Origin of the sequence: Halomonas sp. 328 (assembly GCF_015645095.1) — a bacterium.
In the GTDB taxonomy this organism is placed as follows: Bacteria; Pseudomonadota; Gammaproteobacteria; order Pseudomonadales; family Halomonadaceae; genus Bisbaumannia.
Genome location: NZ_JADOTW010000007.1, coordinates 39665 through 65963, shown reverse-complemented (window position 1 = coordinate 65963; position 26299 = coordinate 39665). Strand labels below are relative to the sequence as shown.

Here is a 26299-nt window from a genome sequence, read left to right as displayed (position 1 = left end):
GACAGGCTCCTCGTGGGGTAATCAGACGCAGGTGAAGGCGGATGCGCCGAAGCCGGCCACTTCCACGCTGACGTGGACACCGGGGCGCAACGCCTCGGCGGCGGTGGCGGCGCCGGCCATGATCAGGCTGCCGGCGGGCAGGCTGAGGCCCGCTTCGCTGACCAGCTTGGCGGCTTCGACCAGGCTGCGCAGGGGGTTACCGAGAATCGCCGCGGTAGAGCCGGCCTGTACCAGTTGGCCGTCCAGGCGCACCAGCACCCCGGCGTTGTCGAGCCCCGCAAGGTCCCGGGACCAGGGCCCCACCACCAGGCCGGAGGAGGAGCAGTTGTCGGCCACCACGTCCTCGAGGCTGAACTTGAAGGCCTCGTAGCGGGAATCGATGATCTCGATGGCCGGGGCTACCGCCTCGATATAGTCGGCCGCCTCCAGCAGGGTCAGGGGCCGGTCGATGGTGCGTCCCACCAGGAAGCACACCTCCGGCTCGGCGCGGGGGTGGATATAGCGCGACAGCGCCACCTCGCCACCGTCCTCCTCCAGCATGGCGTCGGTGAGCCAGCCCCAGATCAGGCTGTCGACGCCCATCTGCTGCATCTTGGCACGGCTGGTGAAGCCCAGCTTGATGCCGATGCTGCGCTCGCCGTCGTCATGGCGGCGCTGCATGGAGGCGCGCTGGATCGCGTAGGCCTGGTCCAGGCTGAAGGGCGTGTGGGTGCTGAACTGGGCCAGGGGCTCGGCACGGCGGGCCGCCTGATCCAGCGCCTCGGCGATAGCGGAAATCTCGATGCTCATGCGCGCTCTCCTTGTTGGGCCAACAGGTCCAGGGCCACGTCGACGATCATGTCTTCCTGGCCACCCACCATCTTGCGATGGCCCAGCTCCACCAGGATGTCCACGGTCTTGAGGCCATAACGCTCGGCGGCGGCCTCGGCATGGCGCAGGAAGCTGGAGTAGACGCCGGCATAGCCCAGCGCCAGGGTCTCCCGGTCGACCCGCACCGGACGGTCCTGCAGCGGCCGCACGATATCGTCGGCGGCATCCATCAGGGTGTAGAGGTCGGTGCCGTGATCCCATCCCAGGCGCTCGGCGGCGGCGATGAACACCTCCAGGGGCGCGTTACCCGCGCCGGCGCCCATGCCGGCCAGGCTGGCGTCGACCCGATCGCACCCCTCCTCCACCGCGACGATGGAGTTGGCCACGCCGAGGCTCAGGTTGTGGTGGGCATGAATGCCCAGCTGGGTGGCCGGATCGAGGATGTCCTTCATGGCCCGGAAGCGCTCGCGCACCCCGTCCATGGTCAGGGCGCCACCGGAATCCACCACATAGATGGTCTGGGCCCCGTAGGACTCCATCAGCTTGCCCTGCTCGGCCAGGCCCCGGGGCGTCTGCCTATGGCTCATCATCAAAAAGCCCACGGTGTCCATGCCGAGCTTGCGGGCATGCTCGATATGCTGGCGGGAGACATCCGCCTCGGTGCAGTGGGTGGCGATGCGCGCCCCCCGAGCGCCGGCAGCAAAAGCGGCGTCCAGGTCATGGACGGTGGCGATGCCCGGCAACAGCAGGGTGGTGATCATGGCGTGTTCCACCACCTCGGCCACCGCGGCGATCCACTCCACATCGCTGTGGGCGCCAAAACCGTAGTTGAAGCTCGAGCCCTGCAGGCCGTCGCCGTGAGCCACCTCGATGGAGTCGACCCGGGCGGCGTCGAGGGCGCGAGCGATGCGCTTGGCCTCCTCGAGGCCGTACTGATGGCGTACCGCATGGCTGCCATCGCGCAGGGTGACGTCGGAGATATAGAGTTTTCTGCTCATGGCGGGTCTCCTCAGACGGTGGCGGCCAGCAGGCAGGTTTCGGCGAGGCGCTCGGCACAGGCCTTGGCGGCAGAGGTCATGATGTCCAGGTTGCCGGCATAGGCGGGCAGGTAGTGGGCGGCGCCCTCCACCTCCAGGAAGATGGAGACCTTGAGGCCGTGGGTCGGGCCCAGGCCCGGCAGGTTGACCGGGCGCTCGGCCGGAATCGACTCGAACTGCACCCGCTGCTTGAGGCGATAGCCCGGCACATAGGCCTGCACCGCCTCGACCATGGCGCCGATGGAGGCCTCGATGGCGTCCCGGTCGGCTTCCTCGGCGAGCACGAAGACGCTGTCACGCATGATCAGCGGCGGCTCGGCGGGGTTGAGAACGATGATCGCCTTGCCCTTGGCGGCCCCGCCGCAGGTCTCGATGGCCTGGGAGGTGGTTTCGGTGAACTCATCGATATTGGCCCGGGTGCCGGGGCCGGCGGACTGGCTGGAAATGGAGGCCACGATCTCGCCGTAGTGCACCTGGGTGACCCGGGAAACCGCCGCCACCATGGGGATGGTGGCCTGGCCACCGCAGGTGACCATATTGATATTGGGGGCGTCCAGGTGCTCGTCCAGGTTGATGGGCGGGATCACGTAGGGGCCGATGGCCGCCGGGGTCAGGTCGACCACCTTGATGCCGCGGGCCTGGAGCAGCGCGTTGTGGCGCTGGTGGGCCCCGGCGGAGGTGGCGTCGAAGGCGATCTTGATCTCGTCGATATTGTCCATGGCCAGCAGGCCATCGATGCCCTCGGCGGTGGTGGGCACACCGAAACGACGGGCCCGGGCCAGGCCGTCGGAGGCCGGGTCGATGCCCACCATGGCACCCATCTCCAGGGACTCGCCGTGGCGCAGGATCTTGATCATCAGGTCGGTGCCGATGTTGCCGGAACCGATGATGGCCACTTTGACTTTCTTGCTCATGGTCGCTCCCCTCACTGTGACTGGGCGAAGGCGGCGGTCACGCTGCCCAACCCCTGAATGTCGGCCTGGAAGACATCCCCCGGCGCGGCGGCCACCATGGGCCCCAGGGCACCGGTCAGCAGGACGTCGCCGGCCCGCAGCGGCTCGTCGAAGCGGGCCATGGTGTCGGCCAGCCAGACGGCGGCATTGAGGGGGTTGTCGAGACAGGCGGCCCCGGCGCCCACCGAGACCGGTTCGCCGCGGCGGGTCATCTTCATGCCGCAGCGCACCAGGTCGAGGGCCTCGAGCCTGACCGGGCGACTGCCCAGCACGAAGCAGCCGGAGGAGGCGTTGTCGGCGATGGTGTCCTCGAGGCGGATATCCCAGTCGGCGATGCGGCTACCCACCACCTCGATGGCCGGCAGGGCGAAGTCGGTGGCGCGGATCAGGTCCGCCAGGGTGTGGCGCTCGTGGTCGAGGTCCCGACCCAGCACCAGGGCGATCTCCGCCTCCACCTTGGGCTGCAACACGGCCTCCGCGGCGATGGGCTGGCCATCACCCGCGGCCATATCGGCGAAGAGCACGCCGAAGTCCGGCTGGTCGACCCCCAGCTGGCGCTGCACGGCGCGGGAGGTGAGCCCCACCTTGAAGCCCACCCGGCGGCGCCCCTGGGCCTCGGCCAGGCGGGTATTGTGCTGCTGGACGGCGTAGGCCAGGGCGACCCGGTCGCCGTCTTCCTCGGCCTGGGCGCGGGCGATCAGCTCGCGCACCGGCGCGCAGGGCCGGCCCGAGGCCTGGGCCTGGCGAAGGCGCTCGGCGGCCTCGATCAGGGCGGTATGCATGGGAATCTCCTCGCTCAGGGGTTGACGCAGATGGTGGTCAGTTCGGAATAGAAATCGAGGGAGTGACGGCCCCCCTCCCGGCCCAGGCCGGAGAGACGCGCGCCACCGAAGGGGGTGCGCAGGTCGCGCAGGAACCAGGTATTGACCCACACCATGCCCACATGGAACCGGCGGGAGAGGCGATGGGCGCGGCCCAGGTCGCGGGTCCACAGCGCCGTGGCGAGGCCATAGGCGGTACCGTTGACCCGCTCGACCACCTCCTCCTCACGATCGAAGGGGGCGATATGGCAGACCGGGCCGAACACCTCTTCCTGCACGCAGCGGGCATCGTCGGGCAGGCCGGTCCAGATGGTGGGACGCACATAGGCGCCCTGGTCGCGGGCATCGCCGAACTCGGGCACCTCGCCACCGGTCACCAGGGTGGCGCCCTCCTCGCGGGCCAGGTCGAAGTAGCCGAGCACCTTGTCCCGGTGCTGCCGAGAGATCATCGAGCCCATGTCGACGCCGGGCTCGTCCGGGTAACCGATCTTGAGGCCCTCGGCCTTCGCCTTGAGGGCGGCCACGAAGCGCTCGAAGATCGGGCGCTCCACATAGACCCGCTCCGAGCAGAGACAGACCTGGCCCGAGTTGGTGAAACTGGAGCGGGCCACGCCGGCCACCGCCGCCTCGAAGTCGCAGTCGGCGAAGACCACGGCGGCGTTCTTGCCGCCCAGCTCGAAGGAGACGTCCCGCACGCCGTCGGCGGCCGCCTTCATGATCTCGCTGCCGGTGCGCGACTCGCCGGTGAAGGTGATGGCATCGACCTCCGGGTGCTTGGTGAGGAACTCGCCGGCGGAGCCCGGCCCGAAGCCATGAATCAGGTTGAAGACGCCCTCGGGCAGGCCCGCCGCGTGGATCACCTCGGCCAGCAGGGTGGCGGTGGAGGGGGACTCCTCGGAGGGCTTGACCACCACCGAGTTGCCGCAGGCCAGGGCCGGCGCCACCTTCCAGGTGAGCAGCAGCATCGGCAGGTTCCAGGGCGAGATGATCGCCACCACCCCATGGGGCTTGCGCACCGTGTAGCTGAAGACATCGCTGCCGTCGGCGGCGCGCATCTCGAAGTAGTCGCCGCCGGACTGGCGAATCAGCTCGGCGAAGGTGCGAAAGTTGTGCACCCCGCGAGCGATATCCAGGCGCCGCGCCTGCTCCACCGGGCGCCCGGTGTCGGCCACCTCGGCGGCCACGAACTCCTCGAAACGGCCTTCGATGCCATCGGCGATGCGCATCAACAGATCGGCCCGCTCGCTGGCGCTGGTACGCCCCCAGGGGCCCGACTGGGCGGCCTTGGCGGCGGCCACGGCACGGCCTACCAGGGCCTCGTCGGCCTCGCAGACCCGGCTCAGCAGGCGGCCATCGATGGGCGAGATATTGGGGAAGGTCTGGTCGGTGGCGAGAAACTCACCGCCGACATAATTGAGGAGCTGGGGGGCTGGGGTCGACACGGTCTTCTCCGAAACGGCGTGATGGCTTGTTTCGGATCGAGTCTAGCCAGAGCGGGTATTAATCGATAATAAAACTAGAGGCTTCAGATATTCCCAGTTTAAATACCAGGGAGCAACGGCCCACCATCGGCCTCGCTCACCCGCTCCAGGCATTCGCGGAATAGCCGCGCCGCCGGCCCCAGCTCCCGCCCCGAGGCGAAGAAGCAGCCGATATCACCGAAGACCAGCGACTCGCCCAGGTCGAACGCCTTGAGCAACCCCGCCTCGGTAAAGGGTCGCGCCGCCTCCTGGGGCATCAAGGCGATGGTCTGCTGATCCTGCATCAACGCCAGGTTGGTGAGGATGGAGAGGGACTCCACCACATTCTGCGGCATGCTCAGCCCCGCCCCGGCGAAGAGCCGGTCGGCGGTGCGCCTGAGCAGCGACTCCCGGGTCGGCAGCACCCAGGGGTAGCCCTGCAGGTCCGACAGGCGCAGCGCCGACTCGCCATGCAGGGGATGATCGGCCCCCGCCACCACGCTGAGCCCCTCGTTGTAGAGCGATGCCACCGACAGCTCGGCGGCCTCGTCCCGCCACTGCCAGTCATCGGGGATGCGCCCTACCACCAGGTCGAGATCTCCCACCGCCAGGGCCGGGAAGAGCTGATCCATCTGTCCCACCCGCAGCGACACCATCACCCCTGGCGCCCGCTGCTTGAGCAGACGGATCGCCCTGGGCAGCAGCGATACCGACGCCGAGATCAGGGTGCCCACCACCACCTGGCCGCTGGTGCCTTCCTGGAAGGCATTGACCTCATCGGTAAGGCTGCGCAGCTCGGCGAGCAGCCCCTTGGCGCGCTTGAGCACCAGCTCGCCCAGCTCGGTGGGCCTGACGCCCCGGTTGCCGCGGACCAGCAGGGGCGCATCGAAGTAGGCCTCCAGGTCGTGGATCACCTTGGTGACCGCCGGCTGGGTCAGGTTGAGGGCCTGGGCGGCGCGCAGCATGGAGCCGCTCTGCACCACCTGATCGAGCACCATCAGCTGGTGGAACTTGAGCTTACGGGCAATGGAGATATCGGTGTATTTCATGGCCTGGCCTCAGGTACCGCAGAAGGTGCGGAAGACCCGCTCGGCGGGGGCCGCGGGCCGCGCATAGGCGTCACGACCGGGCTGCTCGGCGAAGGGCTCGGCGAGCACCTGGCGCAGGGCCTCGAAGGGGGCGAAGTCGTCGTCCTCCGCGGCGGCAATCGCCGCCGCCACCTGGTGATTGCGGGGAATATAGAGCGGGTTCACCGCCGTCATCCGTTCGGCGATGGCGGACGCATCGACGCCTTCCCGCGTGAGACGCTCGCGCCAGCGGGGCAGCCAGCGGCGCAACGCCGCGTCGTTCTCGAACCGCTCGAGCAGCGCCGGGCTGTCTGCCTCGACCGCCTCGGCAAGGTACCGGAAGCTCAGGGTAAAGTCGGCGTGGCCGGCCTGCAGCGCCTCGAGCAGGGCCTCGACCAGCGCCTGATCGCCCGCTTCGGCCTGCGTCAGCCCCAGCTTGGTGCGGAAGACCGCCAGCCACTCGGCCTCGTAGTCCGATTCATAAGCCTGGATCAGCTCGGTGGCCCGAGCCACGGCACGCTCATGGTCGTCGTCGATCAGCGGCAGCAATGTCTCGGCCAGGCGCGCCAGGTTCCACTGGGCGATCCACGGCTGGTTGCGATAGGCGTAGCGGCCGCCATCGTCCACCGAGCTGAACACCGTGCGGGGGTCGTAGGCCTCCATGAAGGCACAGGGGCCATAGTCGATGGTCTCGCCGGCGATACTGCAGTTGTCGGTGTTCATCACCCCGTGGATAAAGCCGAGCCCCATCCATTGGGCCACCAGGCGGATCTGCCGGGCCTGGACCGCCGCCACCAGGGCCAGGTAGCGCTCGCCCGCCGCCTCCTCGCGCAGGCTCGGATAGTGACGCTCGATCACCAGGTCGGCGAGGGTCTTCACCGCCTCCTGGTCGCCCCGGGCGGCGAAGTACTGGAAGGTCCCCACGCGGATATGGCTCGAGGCCACCCGGGTCAGGATGGCGCCGGGCTCCGGCACGCCGCGGAACACCCGCTCGCCGCTGGTCACCGCCGCCAGGGCCCGGGTGGTGGGCACGCCGAGGCGATGCATCGCCTCGCTCACCAGGTACTCCCGCAGCACCGGCCCCAGCGGCGAGCGACCGTCGCCCCCCCGCGAAAAGGGCGTGCGCCCGGCACCCTTGAGCTGGATATCCCTGAGCCGCCCGTCCCGGTCGGTGACCTCTCCCAGCAGCACCGCCCGGCCATCGCCGAGGCGCGGATTGAAGCCGCCGAACTGGTGGCCGGCATAGGCCTGGGCGAGGGGCTCGGCACCGGGAGGCACGGCATTGCCGGAGAACCAGGCGGTGGCCTGGGCCTCGTCGAAGGCGGTCAAATCGAAGCCCAGCTCCTCGGCCAGCGGGCGGTTGAAGGCAAACAGCCGCGGCGCCGCCACCGGGACGGGGGTGAAGGGCTCGTAGAAGTGCGCCGGCAGGCGGGCATAGCGCAGGGTGAAGTCGGGAAACATGGCAGGCTCCGCAATCGGATAATGGCGCTTACTCTACGGATGACCACGAAGGCTGGCCACCATTCCCCACCCCGCTCGGGTAATGCTCCCCTCTGTTGAGGCCCGGGGCTACCCTGGGGACAAGCCTTCGCAAAGACGCTGTGAACCCCTCCCTGGGCGCTCGACTTTTTCCTGAGGCGCTACGCTGTCCTGCTTCGCTTTCAGGACCGGGGTAGGCCATCCATGGCCTACCCGTTCGGAAGGGGCTTCCTCACCCCTGAAAAGACGCTTTGCTCCAGCTGTCCCCAGCGCCCCTCAGCCATTCCGACGTGATTGCCTGCGACTGATCAACTCACGACATCAGTCACTGCCGGGCGAGAGCTGCTCGCGAATCAGTTCGGCCAGGCGCCGGGCGGGCTCGGAAGGACGATGCGGCGGCCGGTGCAGGGCCAGCTCCACGGCGGGCAGGGGCGGCAGGCCGCTGCTCGCCTCCAGCACCCGCAGCTCCGGCGTCAGCATGCTCCGGGTCACCACCACGATGGCCAGGCCTGCCTGCACCACCGGCGTCAGCCCGGTCATCGACTGACTGGTATAGGCGAGGCGCCAGTCGCGTCCAGCAGCGGCCAGTACCTGCTCGGCCACCTCGCGGAACAGGTCCGCCCCCGGCGAGTAGAGCGCCAGCGGCAGGGGATCCTCCAAGGAGGGCTGCCGTTGGCCGCCCACCGCCCAGGCCAGGGGCTCGCGACGAATCACCTCGCCCCCCGGCGAGTGGCGCTGGCGAGTCACCAGGGCCAGGTCCAGCTCGCCCCGGCGCACTCGCGCCACCAGGTCGGCGCTGGTGGCACAGACCACCTGCAGGCTCACCTCCGGGTAGAGCTGGTGGAAATAGGCAAACACCGAGGTCAACAGGGACGCATAGTCCTCGGGAATCCCCAGGGTCAGCTCCCCCACCACCCGGCGCGTCCGCATATCGGCCAGGGCCTCGTCGTTGAGGGCGAGCAGGCGACGGGCATGGCCCAGCAGGCGCTGGCCCTCGGCGGTGAAGCGGATGCGGCGTCCCTCCCGCTCGTGGAGCGCCACGTCGAGGAAGGCCTCCAGGCGCGAGAGCTGCATGCTCACCGTGGACTGGGTATAGGCCAGGCGCCGGGCCGCGGCGGTCACGCTGCCGGTGTCGGCCACCGCCACCAGGGTGCGCAGCAGGCTCAGGTCGAGGGTCTCGGCACGCATCGATACATCACCAGGCTTGATGGATTGGATCAAAAAAGATCGATTTTATGATGAGTATGGGATGGATAGGCTGCTCTCGTCATCCCCGCCAGGAGGCTCGACCATGCAGACAGTGACTTCCGCACGCCATCTCTCCACCTGGCAGGGCCCCGCCGCCGCCGGCCTGGCGGTGCTGCTCTGGGCCCTGGTACCGCTGCTGGCCGGTCTCGCCGAGGCGCTGCCGCCACTGCGCCTGGCGACCCTGGCGCTGCTGGCCGGCGCCCTGGGCACCCTGCCCATGGCACGCCGGCATCGCCACGACGCCCCGCTCCCCTGGGGGCAGGCCCTGATGGTCCATCTGGGGGTACCACTGCTGATCGCCGGGGCGGTGGGCGCCGGCTTCGCCGCCTTTACCCGCGCCCCCGCCGAGGAGGCGGCGCTGATCCTCTACACCTGGCCGGTGCTCTTCCTGCTGGCCAGCCGCCGCCTGGCGCTGGGGCGGCTGCCGGCCACCACCCTGGTCGGTGCCGGCCTGGCCTTCAGCGGTGCCGCCCTGCTGGTGGCGCCCCAGGCGCTGGCCGGTGGCGCTTCCGGCGCCTGGGGCGGCTATGGCCTGGCCGGGATCACGGCCCTGTGCTGGGCGCTCTACTCCCTGGCCTGCCAGGTGCCGGCCTGGCGGCTGGGCGGGCGCATGCCCCACCTGCTGCTCATTGCCAGCCTGATCACCGGCGCCGCCAGCCTGGCCCTGGAAGGCGCCACCGCCCTGCCCTCGGCGGAGACCCTTGTCATCACCGCCACCCTGGGCCTGGGCCCCTATGGCCTGGCCATGCTGGCCTGGGATCGCGCCCTGCGCGACCCCCAGGCCCACCGGCTCGGCAACCTGGCCCACGCCGTCCCGGTGCTCGCCACCCTCTTCCTGGTGCTGGCCGGCGTCACCACGCCGGACTGGCGCCTGCCGCTGGCCGCGGCACTGGTGGTGACGGGCAGCCTGACCGCCAGCCGTTAGGCGCCGGTAGAGCGCCACCCCGTCACCAGATTAACCAGCCCATGCAGGGTCAGCGACAGGGCGAACCAGGGCAGGATCAGCCACACCCAGAACTTCCTGATGCCCAGGGTCGAGGTGTTCTCGGCATAGATGAAGTTGAAGGTCTCGCCCTGGAAGGCGCGCACGTCGAAGCCGCTGCGGGCCAGGGCCAGGGGCTCGAACCAGCGCCAGCAGAGCCATAGCATCAGCAGCGCGAAGCCCAGCACCGTGAGGTCCACGAAGCGCCCCAGCAGGTAGCGGGGCAGCCGCGGCAGGGCATCCACCAGCAGGGTCACGGCGATGCCCTGGCGGCGCTTGAGCACCACGCCGGAGATCAGGAAGGTCATCCAGATCATGGCGTAGATGGCCAGCTCGCTGACCCAGTAGAGGGGATGGCCGGCGGCGCGGAAGGCCACATTGATGAGGATCAGCAGGGTCACCGCCGCCGCCAGGGCGGCGGCGGCGATCTCCTCGCCACGGGCGAGGCGCCGGGAGAGTCGCGCGAACATGGCGCCGCCTTACTGCCGCAGGCGCTCGGCTTCTTCGCGCAGCGCCTCGAGGCTGGGCGCCTTCTCTCCCCAGGTGGCCTCCCACTCGGTGATGGCCTCACGGAAGAAATCGGCGTCCGCCTCGGTGATCCGAATATCCAGCTCGCGGATCTCCGCCTCCTGGGCGGCATCCATCGCCTGGAAGCCGCTCAACACGTTCTCCAGGTGCTCGGCCATGGTGGTCTCGATCAGCTCGCGGTCTTCGGCGGAGAGCTCGCGCCACACCCGCCCCGAGACCACCCCCACCATGGGGAACATCATATGGTTGGAGATCAGCAGGTGATTGGCCTGCTCGTGAAATTTGAGGATCAGGATCGAATCGAAGTCCATGTCGATGGCATCCACCTGGCCGTTGGCCAGGGCGTCATAGACCTCGAGCAGCGGCATCGGCGCGGGCGCCGCCCCGGTGGCGGTGTAGAAGTCGCGGATCGGCTCGAAGGGGGTGATGCGCAGGCGCTTGCCGCGGAAGTCATCCAGGCTCTCGATGGGACTGCGGCTGAGCACCTGACGCATGCCCACCATGCCGTAGCCCAGCCCCACCAGGCCCACTTCGGCGGGCATCAGCTCGAGCAGCTCGGCGGCGGTGTCGGAACGCAGCAGGGCCGCGGCGTGATCCACGCCACCCACCAGGTAGGGGGCGTAGAGGGCACCGAAGTCGGGAATCCGGTTGGAGATCTCGGCGATGGTCAGGAAGGCCATGTCGAGCGCCCCGGTCTGCAGCTGCTGGACCATCTGCGCCTCGTTGCCGAGCTGCTGGCCGGGGAAAACGCTGACGCTATGCTCGCCGCCGGAGCGCTCATGCAGGCTCTCGGCGAAGGCCTCGGCCTCGGTGCTCCACAGGTGCTGGGGCGGGGTGATCAAGCCCAGGCGGAAGTCCCGCGCCTGGGCATGGAGGGAAACCAGGGCCAGGGAAGCCGCGGCGGTGACCAGTGTCAGCGTCTTGAGGAGTCGCATGGAAGCCTCGGAAGTGTCGTTGGAGTGATTATCGAAAGGGGAGAGCCTACCCCAGGGCGGCGTTGAAGACACTCCAGGGCCGATTCCGGCCAGTCTTTCCCGGCGCGGGGCGTACACTGAGGACAGGTTTCGCCGAGGTCTTCACCATGCTCGACCCCGCCCTCTGCCGCCAGGCACGCCTGGCCCGGGATGCCCGCTTCGACGGTCGCTTCGTCACCGCGGTGCTGACCACCGGCATCTACTGCCGGCCGATCTGCCCGGCCACGCCGCCCCGGGAGGCCAATGTACGCTACTACCCGAGCGCCCTGGCCGCCGCCGAGGCGGGCTTTCGTCCCTGCCTGCGCTGCCGCCCGGACAGCGCCCCGGACTCTCCGGCCTGGCGCGGCACCGCCACGACCCTGGAGCGGGCCCTGCGTCTGATCGACGAGGGCGCCCTGGAGAACGACTCGCTGGGCGCGCTCTGCATGCGGCTGGGCATCGGCGAACGCTATTTGCGCCGGCTCTTCCAGGAAAACCTCGGCGTCTCCCCCAAGGCCTATGCCCAGCATCGCCAGTGCCTGTTCGCCAAGCAGTTGCTCCACCAGACGCGCCTGCCGATCGCCCAGGTGGCCCATGCCAGCGGCTTTCGCAGCCTGCGCCGCTTCAACGACGCCTTCCGGGCGCGCATCGGCCTGGCGCCCCGGGAGCTGCGCCGCCGCGCCGGCGACGCCGAGGAGGCACTGACCCTGACCCTGGCCTATCGGCCACCCTATGCCTGGCATGAACTGCGCGACTTTCTCGCCGGCCGGGCCATCGAGGGCCTGGAGTGGGGCGACGCCACGCACTATGGCCGCACCCTCGCCTGGGGCGAGGCCCGCGGTCACTTCACCGCCGAGCACCACCCCGAACGCCACGCTTTCCGGGTACGCCTGGTGCTCGACGACCTGGGCGCCCTGGCCCCGGTGATGCGGCGCATCCGCCGGCTGCTCGACCTGGACGCCGACAGCGCCGGTATCGAAGCCCGGCTGCGGGAGGCCGCCCCGGGCCTGCCGCTGGTCGAGGGGCTGCGCCTGCCCGGCACCTGGGGACCCTTCGAGGCCGGGGTACGCGCCATCCTCGGCCAGCAGGTCTCGATCATCGCGGCGCGGCGCCTGGTCACGACCCTGGTGGCCGCCCTGGGCGAGCCGGCCGGCGACGGGCGGCGCCACTTCCCCACCCCGGCGGCCGTCGCCGCCGATACGCTGGCCTTCCTCGGCATGCCGGAATCCCGCCGGGCCACCCTGCGCCGCTTCGCGGCCTGCTATGCTGGCGGCGAGGCGGGCGACGAGCCCCTGGCGTGGACGTCACTCAAGGGCATCGGCCCCTGGACGGCCCGCTACGCGGCCCTGCGCGGCACCGGCCACCCGGATATCTGGCTGGAGGGCGACGCCGGGGTGCGTCGCGCCCTGCCACGCCTGGAGGGGGCCGATCCGGCCGCCGCCGCCCCCTGGCGCAGCTACCTGACCCTGCAACTCTGGCATCACGACCCACGGAGCCCAGCCCATGACCGCTAAGGCCTCTCTCGCCACCGCCCTGGACTACTACCGTCCCCCCGCCGCCGATGCCCTGGGGCTGATCCGCATCCGCGCCGATGCCACCGGCATCACCGAGATCGGTTTTACCCTGGACGAGGACGCCCCGCCCTGCCCCGGTGCGCTGACCGAGCGGGCCAAGGCCCAGCTCGCCGAGTACTTCGCCGGCACCCGCCGGGCCTTCGACCTGCCGCTGGCCCCCGTCGGCACCGACTTCCAGCGCCGGGTCTGGGCGGCGCTGGCTACCATTCCCTTCGGCGAAACCCGCTGTTACGCGGAGATCGCCGAGCAGCTGCGCTGCAAGGGCGGCCAGCGCGCCGTGGGCGCCGCCAATGGCCGGAACCCCATCGCCATCGTGGTGCCCTGCCACCGGGTGATCGGCAGCGACGGACGCCTCACCGGCTATGCCGGCGGCCTCGGCCGCAAGCAATGGCTGCTGGCCCACGAGGCCGGCGAGCTGCCCTTCCTGCTCGAGTGACCCCTCGGCAAGAGTCGACTCGCCCGGCGATTCCGGCGAAGCTAGGCACTGGTGTGTCCGGCAAGGAGCCGAGCGATGAAGATCATGATCCCCGACGATTACCAGGACTGCGTCCGCCGCCTCGACGCCTTCGCCCGGCTGGCGGGCCATGAGGTGGCGATATTCAACGACACTCTCAGCGATATCGAGGCCCTCGCCGAGCGCTTCCGAGACGCCGAGGCCCTGGTGCTGATCCGCGAACGCACGCCGATCACCGCCGAGCTGCTCGCGCGCCTGCCCCGGCTCCGGGTGATCAGCCAGACCGGCGGCGGTGCCGGCCATGTGGACCTGGCCGCCTGCCGCAAGCACGGCGTCACCGTGATGACCGGTACCGGCTCGCCCCAGGCCCCGGCGGAACTGACCTGGGCCCTGGTGCTGGCGGCGCGGCGTCATCTCGTCGAGGAGGCCACCCACCTCAAGGCCGGGGGGTGGCAACGCACCCTGGGCAGCGGCCTGCACGGCCACACCCTGGGGATCTTCGGTTATGGCCGCATCGGCCGCCTGGTGGCCCGCTACGGCCAAGCCTTCGGCATGAAGGTGCTGGTCTGGGGCCGCGACGGCAGCCGTCGCCGCGCCACCGAGGACGGCCTGGCCATCGCCGCCGGCCAGGATGACCTCTTCGCCCGCGCCGACGTGCTGAGCCTGCACCTGCGCCTCAACGAGGGCACCCGCGGCATCGTCGGCGCCGAGCACCTGGCGCGCATGAAGCCCGATGCCCTGCTGGTCAATACCAGCCGCGCCCAGCTGATCGCCCCCGGCGCCCTGGAGGCGGCCCTCGTGGCCGGACGCCCCGGCCAGGCGGCCATCGATGTCTTCGAGGAGGAACCGGTGACCGCTCACCCCCTGCTCGCCCTCCCCAACCTGCTGGCCACCCCCCACCTGGGCTATGTGGAGAGGGAGAGCTACGAGCGCTACTTCGGCGACGCCTTCGACAACCTGCTGGCCTTTATCGACGGCAGACCGGTGACCAACCTGGCGGGCTAGGCTTCGCCTTTTCCTGCGGGCTAACCCCCGCCTTTTTGCTATGGCACCATAAGTCACCCCGGCCCATCGCGAAGGAAGCGCCCATGTCCCTGGCCGTCGCCACGACCGCCCTCTCCCCCGGTTTCATGGTGATCCACGGCAACCGCCTGGAGGCCCTGCGCCACCTGGCGGTGGAGTGGATGACCCGCCATCCCCTCGGCCCGCTGGAGAACGAGACCATCCTGGTACAGAGCAACGGCATCGGCCAGTGGCTCAAGCTGGCCTTGGCCGAGGACGCCCCCCAGGGCGGCGCCGGCATCGCCGCCGCACTCGACGTGACCCTGCCGGCGCGCTTCTTGTGGCAGGCCTATCGCAGCGTGCTGAACCATGTCAGCGGCGACGAGAACGCGGTGCCCGCCACCTCGCCCCTGGACAAGTCGCGGCTGGTGTGGCGGCTGCTGCGCCTCTTGCCGGGGCTGCTGGACCGGCCCAGCTTCGCGCCCCTGGCGCGCTTCCTGGCCGACGATGCCGACCTGCGCAAGCACCACCAGTTGGCCGAACGGCTGGCCGACCTCTTCGACCAGTACCAGGTCTACCGGGCCGACTGGCTGGACGCCTGGGCGGCGGGGCAGGACGTGCGCATCTCCGCCCGCGGCGAGGCGCGCCCCCTGGAGGAGGCCCAACGCTGGCAGCCGGAGCTGTGGCGGGCGCTATGCGCCGACGTGGAGGCCGCCCATGGCAGCGCCGGTATCGACTCCAGCCGCGCCCGGGTGCACCGGCGCTTTCTCGCCGCCGCCGAGTCGCTGACTCCCAGCCACCGGCCTCCCGGGCTGCCGCGCCGGGTGGTGGTCTTCGGCATCTCCTCCTTGCCCCAGCAGACCCTGGAGGCCCTGGCCGCCATCGCCCGGGTCAGCCAGGTGCTGCTCTGCGTGCACAACCCCTGCGAGCACTACTGGGCCGATATCATCGAGCATAAGGAGCTGCTGCGGGCGGCGCGAAGGCGGCAAGCCCGCAAGCCGGGCATGCCGGAGCGCCTCGACGTGCTCGGCGATGGCGACGGCGAGGCCGCCCTGCACCTACACGCCCAGCCGCTGCTGGCGGCCTGGGGCAAGCAGGGCCGCGACTACCTGCGCCTGCTCGACGAACACGACGACGCCGGCAGCTATCAAGGGCTCTTCGAAGGTGAGGCGCTGCGCATCGATCTCTTCGAGCCCTGCGTGCCGGACGATTCGCCTGGCCTGCTGCTGCAACAGCTGCAGGACGATATCCGCGCCCTGCGCCCGCTGGCCGAGAGCCGCGACACCTGGCCGGCGCTGGACCCGGCCGAGGACGACTCCCTGGTCTTCCACGTCGCCCACGGCCCCCAGCGGGAGGTGGAAGTCCTCCACGACCAGTTGCTGGCCGCCTTCGCCGCCGACCCCGAGCTCAGGCCCCGGGATATCATCGTGATGGTGCCGGAGATCGATCACTACGCCCCGCATATCCAGGCGGTCTTCGGCCAATACCCGCCGGATGACCCACGGCATATCCCCTTCACCCTCTCCGACCAGGCCGACCGCCACCGGCTGCCGCTGATGGTGGCCCTCGAGAAGCTGCTGCGCCTGCCGGAGCTGCGCTTCTCGGTGAGCGACCTGCTCGACCTGCTGGAGGTGCCGGCGCTGCGGGCCCGCTTCGGCCTCGACGAGGCGGACCTGCCGACGCTCGCCCGCTGGATCGAGGGCGCCGGCATCCGCTGGGGACTCGACGCCCGCCAGCGCGGCAGCCTCGACCTGCCCGAGGGCCTGACCCAGAACACCTGGGCCTTCGGCCTGCGCCGGCTGCTGCTCGGCTATGCGGTGGGCAACGGCGGCGGCGCCTGGCAGGGCATCGAGCCCTACGACGATATCGGCGGCCTGGAGGCGGGCCTGGCCGGCCCCCTGGCGCAGCTACTGGAGACCCTGGAGGCCCAGTGGCAGCGGCTGCGCCAAGCCCAGGACGCGGACGCCTGGGTGGCGGTGCTGCGCGAGCTGCTGGAGGCCTGTTTCAGCGCGGAGGAGCCCGCCGACAGCCTGATGCTGGCGCGCCTGGAACAGGGCCTGCAGACCTTCCAGGAGAGCGCCCGGGAGGCGGGGCTGACCCGGGAGCTTCCGCTCTCGGTGGTGCGCGAGCACTGGCTGGGGCAGATCGACGAGCACAGCCTCTCCCAGCGCTTCCTGGCCGGGGCGGTCAACTTCGCCACCCTGATGCCGATGCGCGCTATCCCCTTCCAGCGGGTGTGTCTCTTGGGCATGAACGACGGCGACTACCCGCGCAGCCAGCCGCCGCTGGATATCGACCTGATGCACGGCGACTACCGCCCCGGCGACCGCTCGCGCCGCGAGGACGACCGCTACCTCTTCCTGGAGGCGCTGCTCTCGGCGCGGCGCCAGCTCTATATCAGCTGGGTGGGGCGCAGCATCGTCGACAACGCCGAGAAGCCCCCCTCGGTGCTGGTGGGCCAGCTGCGCGACCACTTGGCCGCCGGCTGGCAGACAGCGCATGGCGACGACCTGCTCGCCGCCCTGACCACCGAGCATCCGTTGCAGCCCTTCAGCCGCGACTACTTCCCCACCCCGGCGCAGCAGGCGGTCCGGGACACCTCGGCCCGGCGCCGTTTTACCTATGCCCATGAGTGGCGGGACGTGCATAACGAGGCGATTCCCACGGCGGACGCCCAGGCCCTGGGTGATTTCGCGCAGGAAAACCCGCTCACGCTGCATCAGCTCGGAAGCTTTCTGCGCGACCCGGCCAAGGCCTTCTTCAATACCCGCCTACGGGTCTTCCTGGAGCGGGAGGAACTGACCCGCCTCGACCAGGAGCCCTTCGCCCTCGACGGCCTGACCCACTGGCAACTGCAGGACGCCCTGATCCAGGCCCAGCGCCGCGCCGTGGATGCCGGCCAGCCGCGGATCGCGGCGCTGGACGAGGCCCTGCAGCGCCTGGAGGGCCAGGGGGTGCTGGCCATGGGCGCCTTCGCCGAACGCATGCGCGAGAGCCTCACCGAGCCCATGGAGGCGCTGTTCGCCGAGTACGCCGAGCTGATCGACGCCTGGCCCCATGCGGTGGAAGAGCCCGAGCCGGTGCGCCTGGCACTGCCCACCCGCACCACCCCGCCCCTGGAGGACTGGCTCGATCAGCTGCGCACGAACGACGCAGGCGAGCGCTGTCGCCTGCTGCTGACCAGCAGCAGCCTGATCAAGCAGAAGAAGTACCGCTGGGCCCAACTGGTGCGCCCCTGGGTGGCCCATCTGGCCGGCAACCTGGAGGCGCCCCTGACCACCCGGCTGCTCTCCAAGGCCGGCAGCGTGACCCTGCCCCCCGTGGAGGCCACGGCCGCCCGGCAACGCCTCGGCGAGCTGATCGACGCCTGGCAGGCGGGGATGCGCGAGCCCCTGCCGCTGGCCTGCGATACCGCCTTCGCCTGGCTGGCCAAGGTCGACCGGCACGACGGCTCGAAGGAGAACAACGGCCCCGACAGCGATGCCTGGCAGCAGGCGAGAAAGGCCTACGAGGGCGACGCCTTCAGCGGCGGCGAGGTGGACCGCAACGCCTACCTCGCCCACCGCTGGCCCGACTTCGCCGCCCTGATGGCCACCGCCCCGGCCGATAAGGAGAAACGGCTTGGCGTCGCCAGGCTGGATTTTCCAACACTGGCCGAGCGGCTGCTGGCGCCGCTCTATCTCGCAGTAAAAGGGGAGAAAAATGGGGGAGACGGCAAATGAGTGATGTCACCCAGCTCGACCCCTTGACGTTTCCCTTGCACGGCAGCCGCCTGATCGAGGCCAGCGCCGGCACCGGCAAGACCTTTACCATCGCCCTGCTCTATGTGCGCCTGGTGCTGGGCGCCCGCCATGCCGAGGACGAAGCCGCCTTCCCCCGCGCCCTGACCCCGCCGGAGATCCTGGTGGTGACCTTTACCAACGCCGCCACCCAGGAACTGCGCGAGCGGATTCGCGCCCGCCTGGTGGAAGCCGCCGAGGTTTTTCGGGGTCAGACCCCGGCGGAGTCCACGGCGCCGGAAATGGGGGTCTGTCCCCCATTCGATCCGCTGCTGCTGGCCCTGCGCGACCAGTACGACCCGGCGGCCTGGCCCGCCTGCGCCCGGCGCCTGCAGCTGGCCGCCGAGTGGATGGACGAGGCCGCCGTCTCCACCATCCATAGCTGGTGCTACCGCATGCTGCGGGAGCACGCCTTCGACAGCGGCAGCCTCTTCTCCCTGGAGCTGACCACCGACCAGGGCGAGCTCGAGCAGGAGGTGGTGCGCGACTACTGGCGCAGCTTCTACTACCCGCTGGACGCCGAGGCCCTGGCCGAGATCACCCGCTACTGGGAGGCCCCCACCGAGGGCCGCGCCTCCCTCTACGCCGCCGTGCGCCCGCTGCTCCCCGAAAGCGACGCCCTGGACCACCGGGCCCCGCCCCCCGCCGAGACCCTGGCCGCGGCCCGGGCGGAGCGCGAGGCGCGCCTCGCCGAGCTCAAGGCGCCCTGGGCCGCCTGGCTGGACGAGCTGGGCCCGGCCCTGGAGGAGGCCGCCAAGCGCAAGGCCTTCAAGGGACAGAGCTTCAATGCCAAGAGCCGCGCCAACTGGCTGGGGGCCCTGCGCGACTGGTGCGAGGGCGAGGCGAGCCGCCCGGCGCTGACCGCCAACGCCTGGAAACGCCTGACCCCGGAGGGCATGGCGGAGATCTGGAAGGAGGGCACGCCCCCGGTGCCGGCGGCCTGGGAGGCCCTGGCCGAGCTGCCCGCGGCCCTGGATGCCCTGCCCGAGCCCCATGCCGACCTGCTGATTCATGCCGTGCGGTGGTGCCGGGCGCGGCTGGCCCGCGAGCAGGAGCGCCGCGCTGAGATGGGCCCCAACGACCTGCTGACGCATCTCGACCGGGCGCTGGCCAGCCCCAGTGCCGACGCCTTGGCCGAGCGTATTCGCCAGCAGTTCCCGGTGGCCCTGGTGGACGAGTTCCAGGACACCGACCCGGTGCAGTACCGCATCTTCGACCGGGTCTACCACCTGGCCGACAATGCGCCGGAGACCGGCGTCTTCCTGATCGGCGACCCCAAGCAGGCGATCTACGCCTTCCGCGGCGCCGATATCTACACCTACCTCCAGGCCCGCCGCGACACCGCCGGCCGCCACATTACCCTGGGCACCAACTACCGCTCCGGCGCCGCCATGGTGGCCGCGGTGAACCGCTGCTTCGAATTCGCCGAGGCCCACCCCGCCGGGGCCTTCCTGTTCAAGGAGGCGAGCGTCAACCCGGTGCCCTTCACCCCGGTCAAGGCGAAGGGCCGCAAGGACTCACTCACCGTCGACGGCCAGCCACAGCCGGCCATGACCCTCTGGCAACTGGACAGTGACGAGCCCCTCGGCAGGGGCGCCTATCTGGGCGAGATGGCCGAGCGCTGCGCCTCCCAGATGGTCGCCCTGCTGGAGCGGGGCCGGCGCGGCGCGGCGGGCTTCGCTAATGGCGAGAGCGTCACGCCGCTGGCCCCCTCGGACATGGCGGTGCTGGTCAACGGCATCAATGAGGCCCGGGAGATCCGCCGTGCCCTGGCTCGCCGCGGGGTCAAGAGCGTCTACCTCTCCGACAAGGACAAGGTGTTCGCCTCGCCCATGGCCGTCGAGCTCGAGGCCTGGCTGCGCGCCTGCGCCGACCCGGACGATGAGCGCCTGCTGCGCGCCGCCCTGGCCACCCCCGGCCTGGGCCTGGACCTCGCCGCCCTCGACCGCTTGCAGCAGGATGAGCTGGCCTGGGAGGCCCGGGTGCTGCAGTTCCGCGACTACCGCCGCCTGTGGCAGCGCCAGGGGGTGCTGCCGCTGCTGCGCCGGCTGATGAACGACTTCGAGGTGCCCGGCCGGCTGCTGGCCGGTGGACCTTCCAGCGAAGGTGAGCGCTGGCTTACCGACCTCCTGCATCTGGGCGAATTATTACAGCACGCCAGCCAGGAGCTGGACGGCGAGCATGCGCTGATTCGCTTCCTGGCCGAGGCCATCGCCGAGCCGGACGACCAGGGCGAGGCCCATAAGCTGCGCCTGGAGAGCGACGCCGACCTGGTGCAGGTGATCACCATCCACAAGTCCAAGGGGCTGGAGTACCCGCTGGTGTTCCTTCCCTTTATCGGCAACCACCGCGCCACCAAGGCCGACGACTCGCCGCTGCGCTGGCACGATGCCGAGGGCCGGCTGCGCCTCAGCCTCACCGCCGACGAGGCGACCCTGGCCATCGCCGACCGGGAGCGCCTGGGCGAGGACCTGCGCAAGCTCTATGTGGCCCTGACCCGCGCCCGCCACGCCACCTGGCTGGGGGTCGCCCCCCTCAAGGGGCTGGAGGCCAGCGCCCTGGGCCAGCTGCTCACCAATGGCGAGCCGATCACGCCGGAGAACCTCGGCGCGGCCCTGGCCGCCCTCAAGGGCGAGGAGGAGGCCATCGTCATCGAACCGGCGCCCCCCGCCACCGCCGAGTGCGTTACCCCGGCCCAGGGCGAAGGCGAACTGGGCGAGGCACGGGTGCCCACGCGCCCGGCCCGGGAGCACTGGTGGATCGCCAGCTACTCGGCGCTGCGCACCGGCGGCGCCATCCTCGAGCCCGGCCCCGCCGCGGCGCAGGCAGGCGCCCCAGTCAGCACTGACTTACCGCCCAAGACAGATGAAACGGCGCCTTTGCCCGAGCCCACCACCCCCCTGGAGGCCACCGCCTTCGAGGTGATGGACGAGCCCCGCGACAGCGCCGCGACGCAGCCCCCCCAGGCCCATCGCCTGCACCGTTTTCCCCGCGGTCCCGGCCCCGGCACCTTCCTGCATGGCCTGCTGGAGTGGGCCGGCGAGCAGGGCTTCGGCCGCGCCGCCCGGGACGCCGCCCTGCGCGAGGACATGCTGGCCCGGCGCACCCAGCTACGCGGCTGGGGCGCCTGGCTGGCCCCGCTCAACGGCTGGCTGGGCGAGCTCCTGACCACGCCGCTGCCGCTGCCCGAGGCGTCGCCGCTGCGCCTCGAGGAACTGGCCAGCTACCAGGTGGAGATGGAGTTCTGGTTCGCCGCCCACCGGGTCGCCACCCCGGCCCTGGACCGCCAGGTCAGCGCTTACACCCTGGCCGGGGCCCCGCGCCCGGCACTGGACGCCGACACCCTCAACGGCATGCTCAAGGGCTTTATCGACCTGGTGTTCGAGCGCGACGGGCGCTATTACGTGCTGGACTGGAAGTCCAACCACCTGGGGCCGGACGACGACGCCTACACCCAGGCGGCCATGCGCGACGCCATGGCCGACAAGCGCTACGACCTGCAGGCCGCCCTCTACCTGCTGGCCCTGCACCGGCTGCTCAAGTCGCGCCTGCCGGACTACGACTACGACCGCCATATCGGCGGCTCGCTGACCGTCTTCCTGCGCGGCATCGGCCCCGCCACCGCCACGGAGGGCCGCGGCATCTACGCCGAGCGCCCGCCCCGGGCCCTGATCGACGGCCTGGACGCCCTGTTTCGCGGTGAGCCGGCGCCCACTCACGCCACGGAGGCCTCCGCATGAAGGATCTGTTCGACGACCTGCCCGAGGCCCGGCACCCGGCCCTGGACGAGACGCCGGCGCTGATGGCGCTGCTGGCGCGCTGGGTGGAGCGCGGCTGGCTGCGTGCCCTGGACCGGGCCCTGGCGCGCTTCCTGCACCGCGAGGTGCCCGAGGCCCCGGCGCCGCTGCTGCTGGCCGCGGCCCTGGCCAGCCACCAACTGGGCCGCGGCCATGTCTGCCTCGACCTGGCCGCCACCCTGGAGGCCCCGGACCTGGCCCTGTCGCTGCCGCCGGAAGGCGACGACCTCAGCGAACCACCGCCCCTGCCCAGCGAGGTGCTCGACGGCCTGACCCTCGATGACTGGCAGCGAGCCCTCGCCAACCCCGGCCTGGTCGCCCACGACGCACCGGGCAGCACGCCCCTGGTCCACGCCCCCGGTCCCCGCGGCCCGCGCCTCTACCTGCGCCGCTACTGGCAATACGAACAACAGATCCGCCAACAGATCGCCGCCCGACTCACCACCACCACCTGTAGGAGCCCGATTCATCGGGCGATTGGCGCCGATAGGCGCCCCGAAGACACCGCAGCACCCGATCAGGCCCCCCGTGGGAGCTCGGGTTCCCCGAGCGATGGCGCCGATAGGCGCCCGGAAGCGGCCACCGGCCCCGAAGCCCCCACCAACACCGCAACCCTCTCCACCGCCCTGGACGCCCTCTTCCCCACCAGCGGCGACCTCGACTGGCAGAAGGCCGCCTGCTCCCTGGCCGCCCGCTCCCCCTTCGCGGTGATCACCGGCGGCCCCGGCACCGGCAAGACCACCACCGTGGTCAAGCTGCTCGCCCTGCTCCAGGCCATGGCCCTGGGCCGCCCCGAGCCGGACGCCGCCCGCCCGCTGCGTATCCGCCTCGCCGCCCCCACCGGCAAGGCCGCCGCGCGCCTCAACGAATCCATCGCCGGCCAGGTCAAGAAGCTGTCACTGGCCGAGCTGGCCGGCGCCGTAGGCCAACAGGGTGTGGATATCTCGACCCTGCGCGAGGCCATCCCCACCGAGGTGACGACCCTGCACCGCCTGCTGGGCTCCCGTCCCGATACCCGCCACTTCCGCCACCACGCCGGCAACCCCCTGGCCCTGGACGTGCTAGTGATCGACGAAGCCTCCATGGTGGATGTCGAGATGATGGCCGCGGTGCTGACCGCCCTGCCCGCCCGGGCGCGGCTGGTGCTGCTCGGCGACAAGGACCAGCTCGCCTCCGTGGAGGCCGGCGCCGTGCTGGGCGATCTCTGCCAGCGCGCCGAGGGCGGCCACTACACCGCCGAGACCGCCGACTGGCTGGAGGCCGCCACCGGCACCCCGCTACCCGAACGATATAGAGATGCCCAGGGCCAGCCCCTGGACCAGGCCATCGCCATGCTGCGGGTCAGCCACCGCTTCGACGCCGCCAGCGGCATCGGCCGGCTCGCCGAGGCGGTCAATCGCCCGCTGCCCGACAAGCGTCTGGCCAAGGAGAAGCGCCGCGCCGTGCGCGAGGTGTTCGGTGAAGAAGGAAAGGCCGCCTATCGTGACCTGGCCCGGCTGCATCTCGGTGACCCCGAGGACGCGGGTCTCGACAGGCTGGTGGTGGAGGGTAATCCCGCCGGTTTCCCCAACCGCGGCCAGGGTCGCCACGACCGGCGCGGCGAGCCCGTCGCCCCGCCGCTGGGCTACCGCCACTACCTGGCGGTACTGCGCGACCGGCGTCCGACCGAGACCGCTTTCGGCGACGACGAAGCGCGCCAGCCCTTCGACGCCTGGGCCCGCGCCGTGCTCGAGGCCCATGGCCAGTTCCAACTGCTCTGCGCCCTGCGCAAGGGCCCCTGGGGCATCGAGGGCCTCAACCCGCGCATCGGCCGCGCCCTGCGCCGTGCCGGCTGGCTCCATGCCAGCGATATGGAGCTCGACCGGGGCTGGTTCGAAGGCCGCCCGGTACTGGTCACCCGCAACGACTACGGCCTGGGGCTGATGAACGGCGATATCGGCATCACCCTGGCGCTCCCCGATGCCCGGGCGCCCGGCAGAACTCTGCTGCGGGTCGCCTTCCCGTCCAGCGACGGCAGCGGCAAGATCAAGTGGGTACTGCCCAGCCGCCTCCAGGCGGTGGAAACCGTCTTCGCCATGACGGTACACAAGTCCCAGGGCTCGGAATTCACCCACACCGCCCTGCTGCTCCCCGACGCCCCCAACCCCATCCTCACCCGGGAGCTGGTATACACCGGCATCACCCGCGCCAAGCACTGGCTAACGCTGGTGGAAACCGGCCGCGGGATGCTGGATGAAGCGGTGACGAGGGAGGTGATGCGAGTGAGTGGGTTGGGGAGGGTGTAGAAAACCCGATATCACTAGTATTGGTGATATCGGGTTTTTGCCAGTTTCTATCGCTATTTACGACTCTCTCAGGCGAATAATTATGCAACATATCGACCAGCAAATAACGAAATCTTAGCAACAAAACATCAAAACACGCCTAAAGACGACTACCCCCCTTCCCCCTAACCACCTTTAAAGCCACTTTCAAAAAAATAAAAATCCACATAATTACGAGAGAAGCGCCAAAAGACATTATGGTATATCCATGAACCACCCCACCCCTTCCCAAAGAAAAAGGTCCAAAAGGGGATATACTCCCTTCTCTAACATTCCAAGCGACCCAAACTGAAAACGGGATAGCCATGATTGAAATCCACGCGAAGGTAGACAACGGATTACTTATTTCGAGTTCAGCAACGCGCCCCCCTTTCCTCCCCATCTCAAACACCGCCTTCAAACCCAAAAAACACAACACCATCGTTAGCGGGAAAAACATCAAATCCACTAAAGCAATTGGAACACCATGCTCAAACCTAAAAAACTCCAACAGAAAACTAAGAAAAAACAAACCCATGACAACCAAGAAAAAAACAACAAAAGACATAAAACACTCTCTTATTGGAATATAAAGACAAGGTTAAACCCCATACTCACGCTCAACCTTTGCCACCCGAACCCGAAAAGTGGAATACCATTGCTGATGGCCGAGCCGCTGGGCTTCGCGATGCTCAATATTTCTCTTCCAGTTGATGATTGCCTCAAGATTTTCCCAGTACGACACAGTGATACCCACATTCTCTCTAGCAGACTCAACACCCAGAAAACCTGGTTGCTCTGATGCCAACTCCACCATTCGTTCAGCCATTGCAGTGTACCCATTGTCACCCTCCGTGCGATGACTACTGAAAATCACCGCGTAGTATGGAGGCTCAGGGGTTTTGGAAATCTCTGACATAATTCCCTCTAGTCACTTAACGAGGCTGTAGAAAAAGGCACGAGCCTTTCAACCCCCTGTTTAGTTAATTTTTCCACTAATTTCCACACTCTCTCATATAATCCAGACCAGCTCTCATCATAACATCTAATTATACTTTGTTAACGAGCGCACCCACCTCGAAGCACCTGGACTTTTTCTACAGCCTTACGCCCAGCGTAACCGGACGGCTTTGGAGCGTCAGCGGAGAAGTCGGTCCGCGTTGACGCTGTTGTTAGCCCAGCAACTCTGAGACGCGAGCATGAACATGCTGAATTTGGACACCCTCATCTATGGCTTGCCCCAATGCCACAAAGAATCGGTGGTGATCTACTCTGTCCCCCAAGAGGAGGCTGCGACTCTCCTCATAACTAGCAAAGAACTCCTCCGGAGTCGCTTTCACAGAATCAAGAATCTGACGAACCTCTTGTGCGATCGCTACAAATTCGGAGACTGTGCCGACCTCAAATCGCCGAATCAAGTCAATAAGAAAAGCACTCAGCTTGTCGTATGAGATTCTGGTAAACTTTACCAACCTCCCAGTTTCTTCAATAACAGGGCTAAATAGATCCTCTGAAACGCCACGATAGGCAAGCAGGCGAATGATCTTGGCCACTCCTTCAGCTCCTATCGATCCAATTTGGTGTTTATAAACCAAGTCATCGATCTTCTTTTCCTTATTCGCAACGTCTCTAGGGCATTCAGCTAGTCTCTGTGCAGCATCTCGCATAATAACCTGAAGATCTCCTGCAGACCGAATTCCTGCAATTATGAAGGCCAGGCCGGAAAATGCTACCCATGCAAAGTTGAATGCCACTAACCCGCCAGTTGTCCATTCAACCGAAAATATACCCACCAAACCAAAAATTAACGCCAAGGCGCCCTCTCCGAAGCTTTGTGTACTGATATAAACAGCCAGCGACACGGAGAAAACAATCACCATTGAAACGGCGGTTAGAATCGTTGTTGAAACTGCACTAGCAAGAATGAAAACTATACCTATGAGGACGATAATCATGGCCACGCCATGCATCAAACGGTCCAAGCTCCGCAAAGCGTTTCTTGCTTCACGAACGGAGTCCTTCATTAGCCCCTGTAGCTTCTTATCTGTCATA

General features: G+C 68.7%; 20 protein-coding genes. 7 read left to right on the top strand and 13 right to left on the bottom strand.

The window, feature by feature from the left end:
- Positions 1-21 precede the first annotated feature (21 nt).
- The 8 genes from IHD13_RS04840 to IHD13_RS04805 all read right to left on the bottom strand — a co-directional run bounded on the left by IHD13_RS04840 (position 22) and on the right by IHD13_RS04805 (position 8815).
- Positions 22-789: a 2-keto-4-pentenoate hydratase gene (locus IHD13_RS04840; RefSeq protein ID WP_195859907.1), complete on the bottom strand. Its 768-nt coding sequence runs from the start codon at positions 787-789 to the stop codon at positions 22-24.
- Positions 786-1808, bottom strand: a complete 1023-nt coding sequence (gene dmpG / locus IHD13_RS04835) for a 4-hydroxy-2-oxovalerate aldolase (RefSeq protein ID WP_195859906.1) — start codon at positions 1806-1808, stop codon at positions 786-788. The genes IHD13_RS04840 and dmpG overlap by 4 nt, the downstream gene beginning before the upstream one ends.
- A gap of 11 nt (positions 1809-1819) precedes the next feature.
- Complete coding sequence (locus IHD13_RS04830) at positions 1820-2761, bottom strand: acetaldehyde dehydrogenase (acetylating) (protein WP_195859905.1); 942 nt, start codon at positions 2759-2761, stop codon at positions 1820-1822.
- A gap of 11 nt (positions 2762-2772) precedes the next feature.
- Entirely contained in the window at positions 2773-3582 is an 810-nt protein-coding gene (locus IHD13_RS04825) for a fumarylacetoacetate hydrolase family protein (RefSeq protein WP_195859904.1), read from the bottom strand.
- A 14-nt stretch (positions 3583-3596) separates the two neighbouring features.
- Positions 3597-5063 (bottom strand): 2-hydroxymuconic semialdehyde dehydrogenase, encoded by a 1467-nt coding sequence (locus tag IHD13_RS04820; RefSeq protein WP_195859903.1) that lies wholly within the window; start codon positions 5061-5063, stop codon positions 3597-3599.
- Positions 5064-5161: 98 nt separating this feature from the next.
- Complete coding sequence (locus tag IHD13_RS04815; protein ID WP_195859902.1) at positions 5162-6130, bottom strand: LysR substrate-binding domain-containing protein; 969 nt, start codon at positions 6128-6130, stop codon at positions 5162-5164.
- Between the two features lie 9 nt (positions 6131-6139).
- Positions 6140-7609, bottom strand: a complete 1470-nt coding sequence (locus tag IHD13_RS04810; RefSeq protein WP_195859901.1) for a protein adenylyltransferase SelO — start codon at positions 7607-7609, stop codon at positions 6140-6142.
- Between the two features lie 339 nt (positions 7610-7948).
- Positions 7949-8815, bottom strand: coding sequence for a LysR substrate-binding domain-containing protein (locus IHD13_RS04805; RefSeq protein WP_195859900.1), 867 nt, complete (start codon positions 8813-8815; stop codon positions 7949-7951).
- Between the two features lie 103 nt (positions 8816-8918).
- Between IHD13_RS04805 and IHD13_RS04800 the strand changes: the two genes are divergently transcribed.
- On the top strand, positions 8919-9800 hold the full coding sequence (locus tag IHD13_RS04800; protein WP_195859899.1) for a DMT family transporter: 882 nt from the start codon (positions 8919-8921) through the stop codon (positions 9798-9800).
- Here the strand turns inward: IHD13_RS04800 and IHD13_RS04795 are convergent.
- Positions 9797-10327 (bottom strand): TRAP transporter small permease, encoded by a 531-nt coding sequence (locus IHD13_RS04795; RefSeq protein ID WP_195859898.1) that lies wholly within the window; start codon positions 10325-10327, stop codon positions 9797-9799. The two genes, IHD13_RS04800 and IHD13_RS04795, sit on opposite strands and share 4 nt — an antisense overlap.
- Positions 10328-10336: 9 nt before the next feature.
- A complete protein-coding gene (locus IHD13_RS04790; protein ID WP_195859897.1) occupies positions 10337-11320 on the bottom strand; it encodes a TRAP transporter substrate-binding protein in 984 nt (327 codons plus the stop codon).
- A 146-nt stretch (positions 11321-11466) separates the two neighbouring features.
- Between IHD13_RS04790 and IHD13_RS04785 the strand changes: the two genes are divergently transcribed.
- The 6 genes from IHD13_RS04785 (at position 11467) to recD (ending at position 24229) form a co-directional block, all read left to right on the top strand.
- Positions 11467-12852 carry a DNA-3-methyladenine glycosylase 2 family protein gene (locus IHD13_RS04785; RefSeq protein ID WP_195859896.1) on the top strand — a complete coding sequence of 462 codons (1386 nt, stop codon included), beginning with the start codon at positions 11467-11469 and terminating at the stop codon, positions 12850-12852.
- Complete coding sequence (locus IHD13_RS04780; protein WP_195859895.1) at positions 12842-13348, top strand: methylated-DNA--[protein]-cysteine S-methyltransferase; 507 nt, start codon at positions 12842-12844, stop codon at positions 13346-13348. The genes IHD13_RS04785 and IHD13_RS04780 overlap by 11 nt, the downstream gene beginning before the upstream one ends.
- 75 nt (positions 13349-13423) lie before the next feature.
- A complete protein-coding gene (locus IHD13_RS04775; RefSeq protein WP_195859894.1) occupies positions 13424-14371 on the top strand; it encodes a D-2-hydroxyacid dehydrogenase family protein in 948 nt (315 codons plus the stop codon).
- 83 nt (positions 14372-14454) lie between these two features.
- Positions 14455-18090: an exodeoxyribonuclease V subunit gamma gene (gene recC, locus IHD13_RS04770; RefSeq protein ID WP_195859893.1), complete on the top strand. Its 3636-nt coding sequence runs from the start codon at positions 14455-14457 to the stop codon at positions 18088-18090.
- Positions 18087-21887 (top strand): exodeoxyribonuclease V subunit beta, encoded by a 3801-nt coding sequence (gene recB / locus IHD13_RS04765; protein WP_195859892.1) that lies wholly within the window; start codon positions 18087-18089, stop codon positions 21885-21887. The genes recC and recB overlap by 4 nt, the downstream gene beginning before the upstream one ends.
- Entirely contained in the window at positions 21884-24229 is a 2346-nt protein-coding gene (gene recD / locus IHD13_RS04760; RefSeq protein WP_195859891.1) for an exodeoxyribonuclease V subunit alpha, read from the top strand. The genes recB and recD overlap by 4 nt, the downstream gene beginning before the upstream one ends.
- Positions 24230-24368: 139 nt before the next feature.
- On the opposite strand, the gene IHD13_RS04755 is transcribed toward recD, so the two are convergent.
- The 3 genes from IHD13_RS04755 to IHD13_RS04745 form a co-directional block, all read right to left on the bottom strand.
- The gene (locus IHD13_RS04755) at positions 24369-24815 is read right to left on the bottom strand and encodes a hypothetical protein (RefSeq protein ID WP_195859890.1); all 447 of its coding nucleotides are present in this window, start codon (positions 24813-24815) and stop codon (positions 24369-24371) included.
- Between the two features lie 33 nt (positions 24816-24848).
- Positions 24849-25166, bottom strand: coding sequence for an antibiotic biosynthesis monooxygenase family protein (locus IHD13_RS04750; protein WP_195859889.1), 318 nt, complete (start codon positions 25164-25166; stop codon positions 24849-24851).
- Positions 25167-25419: 253 nt separating this feature from the next.
- Entirely contained in the window at positions 25420-26298 is an 879-nt protein-coding gene (locus tag IHD13_RS04745) for a hypothetical protein (protein ID WP_195859888.1), read from the bottom strand.
- Position 26299 lies beyond the last annotated feature (1 nt).